The sequence below is a fragment of the Brevundimonas sp. genome (assembly GCF_035626535.1).
In the GTDB taxonomy this organism is placed as follows: domain Bacteria; phylum Pseudomonadota; class Alphaproteobacteria; order Caulobacterales; family Caulobacteraceae; genus Brevundimonas.
Genome location: NZ_DASPNO010000055.1, coordinates 1 through 6,547, shown reverse-complemented (window position 1 = coordinate 6,547; position 6,547 = coordinate 1). Strand labels below are relative to the sequence as shown.

Genomic DNA, 6,547 nt, shown 5'->3' with positions numbered 1-6,547 from the left:
ATGGCCTGCGGCACGCCGGTGGTGGCTTTCCGCTGCGGCTCCACCCCGGAGGTGATCGAGGACGGGGCCACCGGCTACATCGTCGATGACGTCGACCAGGCCGTCGAGGCGGCGGCCATCGCGTCCTCGCTCGACCGGGCCGCCATCCGCAAGCGCTTCGAACTCCGCTTCTCGGCCACCGCCATGGCGCGGCGCTATCTCGACGTCTATCGCGACATCCTGGCCCGCAGGCCCTTCGCGGCCGATCTGGTCGCGGCGGAGCCGAAGAGCTTCGCAATCGCCACCTGACCGGGACGCGGCATGCTCGACCCTGACGCCGAACCTCCCGAACAGGCCGTCGAGGGACTGCATCAGCTGCTGTCGCTCAAGAGCGGCGGCGCGTTCCTGGTGTTCAACAGCCGCGGCGACGTCACCGGCGGCGCCGACGGCCTGTTCGTGGATGACACGCGGCTGCTGTCGCGGCTGGTGATGTGCACCGCCGGGGTGTTGCCGTCCCGGCTCAACTCCGGCGTCTCGCGCGACAACGTCTACTTCGTCTGCCACGCCACCAACCGGCCGCTGCCGCCCATGGGGGGCAAGTCCGCCCCGGCCGGCACCCTGCACATCGAGCGCCGCCGCGTGCTCTGGGGCGAGCGGCTCTACGAACGGGTGCGGCTGTCGAACTTCGGCTCCGAGACGGTGATGCTGCCGCTGACCTTCGAGTTCGACGCCGACTTCCGCGACATCTTCGAGGTGCGCGGCGCGGCCCGGGCGATGCGTGGAACGGTGCAGCCGCCGCAGGTGGACGGCCGTTGGGCGCGGTTCGGCTACCGCGGGCTGGACGAGGTGGAACGCTCTACGGTGATCTCGTTCTCCGCTCCGCCGGGCCGGCTCACCACCAACTACGCCCAGTTCCTGTGGAGCCTGGAGCGCGGCGACACCGAGGAGCTCTATATCGAGGTCGGCCGCCACCTGGAGGAGACCCCGTGCGAAGCGCGCTTCCGCCTCGCGGCGGTGCAGGCGCGGCTGGAACGCCGCCGCCAGCGGCGCGGCGGCGCGGCCATCAGCGCGGATCGTGGCTCGCCATTCGACGCCTGGCTGGCCCAGGCGCGCTCCGACGTGGCCCTGCTCACCGAGGCCCTGCCGACCGGTCCCTACCCCTTCGCCGGCATCCCCTGGTTCTGCACCCCGTTCGGGCGGGACGGCATCATCACCGCCTGGCAGCTGCTGTGGCTGGAGCCTGGGCTGGCGGCCGGCGTGCTGCGCTATCTGGCGGCCCGGCAGGCGGCCGAGACCAACCCCTTCGCCGACGCCCAGCCGGGCAAGATCATGCACGAGACGCGCGGCGGCGAGATGTGCGCGCTCGGCGAGATGCCGTTCGGCCTGTACTACGGCGGCGTCGACACCACCTGCCTGTTCGTCGGCCTCGCCGGCGCCTACTGGCGGCGCACCGGCGACCTGGAGCTGATCGCCGAGATCTGGCCGAATCTGCAGGCGGCGGCGGCCTGGATGGCCGGACCCGGCGATTCCAACGGCGACGGCCTGATCGACTACGCCCGCGCCGTCGAGACCGGACTGGCGAACCAGGGCTGGAAGGACTCCGGCGATTCCATCTTCCATGCCGACGGCCGCTTCCCGCCGGGTCCGATCGCCCTCGTCGAGGTGCAGGGCTACGCCTTCGCTGGCTGGCTGGCCATGGCCGACCTCGCCGATGCGTTGGGGGAGGACGGCGGCGAGGCGTGGCGGGCGAAGGCGCGGCGCGTGCGCCAACTGGTCGAGGAGCGGTTCTGGATGGAGGACGAGGCCTTCTACGCCGTCGCGCTCGACGGCGAAGGCAGGCCTTGCCGGGCCATCACGTCCAATCCGGGCCACCTGCTGTTCAGCGGCCTGCCGGCGCCGGACCGCGGGGCGGCGGTGGCGCACCGCCTGCTGTCGGCCGAGTTCCGCACCGGCTGGGGTCTGAGAACCCTGGCCCGCGATCAGGCGCGCTACAATCCGATGGCCTACCACAACGGTTCGGTATGGCCGCACGACACGGCGCTGGCCGCGGCCGGCATGGCGCGTTACGGCGAGCGCGAGGCGGCCCGGCGGCTGCTGGGCGAGCTGTTCGACGCGGCCATCCACTTCCAGATGCGCCTGCCGGAGCTGTTCTGCGGCTTCGACCGGCGCACGGGCGAGCCGCCGGTGGCCTACCCGGTGGCCTGCATGCCGCAGGCCTGGGCGGCCGGGTCGGTGTTCATGCTGCTGCAGGCGGCGCTGGGGGTCGAGATCGACGCGCCGGAGCGGCGGCTTACGGTGCGCGACCCGCTGATGCCGCGCGGCGTGGCGCGGCTCGAGGTCACCGGCCTTCACTTCGACGGCGCCCCCTTCGACCTGCATTTCGCCGACCGCGACGGCTCGACGGTGGTCGAGGCCTTCGACGCTCCGAGGGGGCTGCTGTTCTCCGGCGCGGTGCGGCCGTTCAGCCCTGACCGCGGATGGAGGTCACGCCGGTCTGCCTGAGCCGCTCGCGCAGCTCGGCGAGATAGGAGCGCCCGACCGGCACCTCGACCCCCGAGCGCAGCCGCGCCGCGACCAGTCCCCAGCCGCGCCGTTCGATGCCGGTCAGCGCCTCGAGGTTGACGATGGCCGAGCGGTGCACGCGCAGGAACTGCCCCGGGTCGAGCTTGCGCGAGAGGTCGGCCAGGGTGCCGCGCTGGACGTAGCTCTGGGTGTCGGTGTGGATGCGCACATAGTCGCGCTGGGCCTCGAGCCAGTCGATCGAACTCATCAGCAGGCGGCGGCGGCCACGCGCGTCCGACAGCCACAGCGAGCGCGACACGTCGGCGCGATCGTAAGGGTTGGCCGGATCGCGGCGCAGGGCCTCGAGCACCGTCGACAGCTCGGCGGCGCGCTGGGCGGCGGTGGTCTGCTCCAGCCGTGTGCGGGCCCGTTCGATCGCGGCCCTCAGGCGCGCGAGGTTGATCGGCTTGAGAACGTAGTCGACGGCGTTCAGCTCGAAGGCGGCGACGGCGAAATGGCCGTAGGCGGTGACGAAGATGATCGCCGGGGCGTCGCCGGCGGCCAGGGCGTCGGCCATCTGCAGCCCGTCGAGGCGGGGCATCTGCACGTCGAGCAGGGCGATGTCGGGGGTGAGTTCGTGGATCAGGTCCAGCCCGGTCTGACCGTCGGCGGCCGTGCCCACGACCTCGACGCCGGCGATCCGCTTCAGCTCCAGCTCGAGGCCGCGGATGGCCAGGGGCTCGTCGTCGACGATCACCACGCGCAGACGTTCCATCACACGCCGTCCCTCGGAAGCAGGATGATCACGACAAAACCCTTCGGCTCCATCGGCCCGTAGGTGAACTCGGCCTGGCCGCCGTAGGCCAGCTCGAGCCGACGGCGCACGTTCTCCAGTCCCACCTTGAGCCCTTTCGACGGGACCGGCGCACCGACATGGCCGTCGTCGCGCACCTCGATGCGCACGCGCTCGGTGGTCAGTCGCGCGGTCAGGCTGATGGTCACCGTCCCGGTCGACGGGGTGACGGCGTACTTCACCGCGTTTTCGATCAGCGGCTGCAGGATCAGGCTGGGGACGCGCACGTTGCGCGCGTCGGAATCGATCTCGCAGACGAACTTCACCTGGTCGCCGAAGCGGGCCTCCTCGATCGCCAGGTAGGCCGACTGCGCCTCGGCCTCCTCGCCGAGGGTGACCATCTCGTCGGGTTCGCGCGCCAGCGAGTAGCGCAGGAAATCGGCCAGCGACTGGACCATTGCCCGCGCGCGGCCGGTCTTGCGGTCGAGCAGCAGGGTCTGGAGGGCGTTGAGGGTGTTGAACAGGAAGTGCGGATTGACCTGGTAGCGCAGCATCCGGTTCTGCGCATCGGCAGCCAGGGTCTGGGCTTCCATCAGCCGCATCTGGTTCTCGCGCGACTGCTCCGAATAACTGAGCGCCAGGTAGGCGAAGCACCAGCTGATGAAGATCCAGAGATAGGCCTGGGCGCGGGCCATGACGTCCATCCACAGCGGGCTTTCGCCCCCGGGCGAGGGCAGCATGAGCCGGAACACCGCCGCGGTCAGGCCGCCGTAGATGATGCCGGTGAAGATCGAGGCCACGAAGCCCAACGCCAGCTGCGAGGCCAGGCTCCAGTGGTTGAACCGGCGCAGCGCGAACGACAGCAGCCAGCACAGCAGCGCGCCGATGGCGCAGCTGAACAGGCGAGGCGGGTACTGGATGAGTTGCGGCCCCTCCATCATCAGCGAGGCGCGGTAGGTGAGCACCAGGAAGGCGGCCACCCACAGCGCGATCGTCATCCAGACGAGCGGCGACGGCCTGGTCATGCTGATCAGTCTAGACACGCCTTCCCTGCCCCGTCCCGACGGCCGTTCCCAGATCCGCCGCTGGCGGGCCCCCGTCGCCCATTGATCTTACACCGACCCTCGTCGCAAGCGGCGACCCTGGATGCCAAACCTTTGTCGCCGGTCTCAATTTGGCTGCGCGGGCGCAATCGGACAGGTGAAATGCCCGTGCTTGTTTGCAAGGAGTGTTCCATGGCCATCGTCCTTCGAGCCCAGATCACGATCGACGTCAGCGCCGAGGACTTCGTCAGCGCCGCCGACCACCAGAAGCGAATCGAGACGCTGATGAGTTCGGTGCGGGAAACCTACGGCCAGGCCGAACTCGAATTCCGCGAGCGGCGGCCTCGCACCATGCGCACCCTCCCCCGGCGCGAAGCGGTGCCGCGCTACACCGGAGCGGTCGCCGAATACGCCGACGACTGAAGCGGAAGGCCCTCTCTTCCGGCCAGTCGCGCCGGCCCGGGAGCGATCCCGGGCCGGCTTCGCTTCGGGCGCGACAGGCAGAAAACGGGAAGGCCGTCTCCCGGCCCCCTATTCGGCGGCGATGTGGGCCGGCGGCAGGCGGTCGGGGCGGCGGGGCTTGGCCACCGGCACGGCGGCGGCGATCAGGCGGTCGACCGTCTGGCGGAGCTCGTGGCCCTTCGCCGTCAGATAGAGCAGCCGCTGACGGCCGTCCTCGCCCTGGAAGATCTCGACCAGCCCCATCGACGGCGCCACGGGGAAGGGGATGTCCGGCGAGGCCAGCGCGCGGGCGCGGCGCGAGGCGGTGGCCTCGGTGAGTCGAGCCAGGCGGGCCAGTTCGGTGATGTTCAGGCCCTCGTTCTCGCACACGTAGAGGAACACCAGGATGTCGTTGACGACGATCTCCGGATCGAGGGTGCGGAAATGCTCGACCAGTTGAAGCAGGCTGTTGCGTCTGCGCACGGCGGTCCTCCCGACTGAGTGCATCGGAATAGTGTCGCAGACGGCAGGCCTTGGCTGCGGAGGTGCATGAAAAGCGCGGCGGACGCACGAAATTTGGCAGCGAACGGCGCAGCACAGGCAGAAAAAAGGCGGCGGGCCCGAGAGCCCGCCGCCGAAAGTTCAGGACGGAAGCTGCGGTCTAGAAGCGGATCTTCGCGGAGACCGAGAAGGTCCGGCCCAGGACGCGATAGACCTGCGGGTCGGTGTTGGCCTGCGAGAACAGGCCGCCCGGGGTCTGGGGCGGATCTTCGTCGAACAGGTTGCCGATGAAGCCGGTGACCTGGAAGTTGTCGGTCACGTTCCAGCGCGCCGAGACGTCGACGTAGCTGGCTTCCGGAACCATCTGGCCGCGGCCGGTGTCGCCGCAGTTGGCCGGGCCGGTGCCGAAGGTCGGATCGCACAGCTCGGGCACGTAGCTCCAGCGGGCGAACGCCGTCCAGTCGCCGAGGGTGTAGTAGATCGACAGGGTCGACTTCCAGTCGAAGATCGCGCCGCCGATGGCGGCGGTCGACGTGCCGGAGAAGTCGGCGCCGTTGAACTCGAAGCTGTCGACGAACGAGAACAGCTCGTTGATCCGCAGGCGGCCCGGGATGCCCAGGAAGGTCTCTTCCAGGTTCACGGTCCACTCGGCCTGGATGTCCACGCCTTCCGTGGCGAACGAGGCGCCGTTGGCGGTCGCCGTGTTCACCGAGGTCACCTGGCCGGTGACCGGGTCACGGATGATGCGGGCGCAGGCGTTGTTCGGGTTGCCCAGCAGGTAGCACTGGTTGAGCCAGAACTGGGCGCCCTGAGCCGCGATCACGTCGGTGATCTCGATCTGGTACCAGTCGACCGTGGCGCGGAAGTCGCCGACCGGGAACCAGTCGGGCTGGAACACGAAGCCGGCGGTCCAGGTCTCGGCGGTTTCCGGCGACAGGTTCGGGTTGCCGAAGGCGAAGGCCTGAACCTGGCTGTTGTTGGCCGTGAAGCCCGGGTAGGCCGAGGCCGGAACGCCCTGCGAGATACAGAACGCCTGCAGGCCCGGAGGGCTGTTGGGGTTGTTGATCTGAGCCTGACGGCAGGGATCCTGGTAGGCCGGGAAGCCCTGGTCGCCGTTCTGGAACAGTTCGAACACCGACGGAGCGCGGGTGGCTTCGTTGTAGACCGCGCGGAAGCGCAGCCACTCGACCGGAGCCCACTCGCCGCCGATCTTGAAGGTCTCCACCTGGCCGACCGACGAGTAGTCGGACACCCGGTAGCCGCCTTCCAGGCCGAGGTAGTGGAAGAA

7 protein-coding genes are annotated in these 6,547 nt (G+C 69.8%); 3 read left to right on the top strand and 4 right to left on the bottom strand.

From position 1 onward, the window contains the following. Both VEC04_RS08380 and VEC04_RS08375 read left to right on the top strand, forming a co-directional pair. Positions 1–288, top strand: a 288-nt coding sequence (locus tag VEC04_RS08380) for a glycosyltransferase (protein WP_324775756.1), incomplete at its 5' end; no start/stop codon positions are given. Positions 289–300: 12 nt separating this feature from the next. After that, positions 301–2,481, top strand: a complete 2,181-nt coding sequence (locus VEC04_RS08375; protein WP_324775754.1) for an amylo-alpha-1,6-glucosidase — start codon at positions 301–303, stop codon at positions 2,479–2,481. On the opposite strand, the gene VEC04_RS08370 is transcribed toward VEC04_RS08375, so the two are convergent. Next, positions 2,441–3,256, bottom strand: a complete 816-nt coding sequence (locus tag VEC04_RS08370) for a LytTR family DNA-binding domain-containing protein (protein WP_324775752.1) — start codon at positions 3,254–3,256, stop codon at positions 2,441–2,443. The two genes, VEC04_RS08375 and VEC04_RS08370, sit on opposite strands and share 41 nt — an antisense overlap. After that, positions 3,256–4,299: a sensor histidine kinase gene (locus tag VEC04_RS08365; RefSeq protein ID WP_324775750.1), complete on the bottom strand. Its 1,044-nt coding sequence runs from the start codon at positions 4,297–4,299 to the stop codon at positions 3,256–3,258. Before VEC04_RS08365 ends, VEC04_RS08370 begins: the two co-directional genes overlap by 1 nt. A 210-nt stretch (positions 4,300–4,509) precedes the next feature. Here VEC04_RS08365 and VEC04_RS08360 point away from each other — a divergent pair, with 210 nt between their 5' ends. Next, positions 4,510–4,740, top strand: a complete 231-nt coding sequence (locus VEC04_RS08360; protein ID WP_324775748.1) for a hypothetical protein — start codon at positions 4,510–4,512, stop codon at positions 4,738–4,740. A 108-nt stretch (positions 4,741–4,848) separates the two neighbouring features. Here VEC04_RS08360 and VEC04_RS08355 read toward each other — a convergent pair whose 3' ends face one another. Beyond that, positions 4,849–5,241, bottom strand: coding sequence for a MarR family transcriptional regulator (locus VEC04_RS08355; RefSeq protein ID WP_324775746.1), 393 nt, complete (start codon positions 5,239–5,241; stop codon positions 4,849–4,851). Positions 5,242–5,419: 178 nt separating this feature from the next. Then, positions 5,420–6,547, bottom strand: a 1,128-nt coding sequence (locus tag VEC04_RS08350; protein ID WP_324775744.1) for a TonB-dependent receptor domain-containing protein, incomplete at its 5' end; no start/stop codon positions are given.

Excerpts from the sequence above, each read along its gene's own strand:
- VEC04_RS08360 (WP_324775748.1), top strand. The coding sequence starts at position 4,510 with ATGGCCATCGTCCTTCGAGCCCAGATCACGATCGACGTCAGCGCCGAG.
- VEC04_RS08370 (WP_324775752.1), bottom strand. The coding sequence starts at position 3,256 with ATGGAACGTCTGCGCGTGGTGATCGTCGACGACGAGCCCCTGGCCATC.
- VEC04_RS08365 (WP_324775750.1), bottom strand. The coding sequence starts at position 4,299 with ATGACCAGGCCGTCGCCGCTCGTCTGGATGACGATCGCGCTGTGGGTG.
- VEC04_RS08375 (WP_324775754.1), top strand. The coding sequence starts at position 301 with ATGCTCGACCCTGACGCCGAACCTCCCGAACAGGCCGTCGAGGGACTG.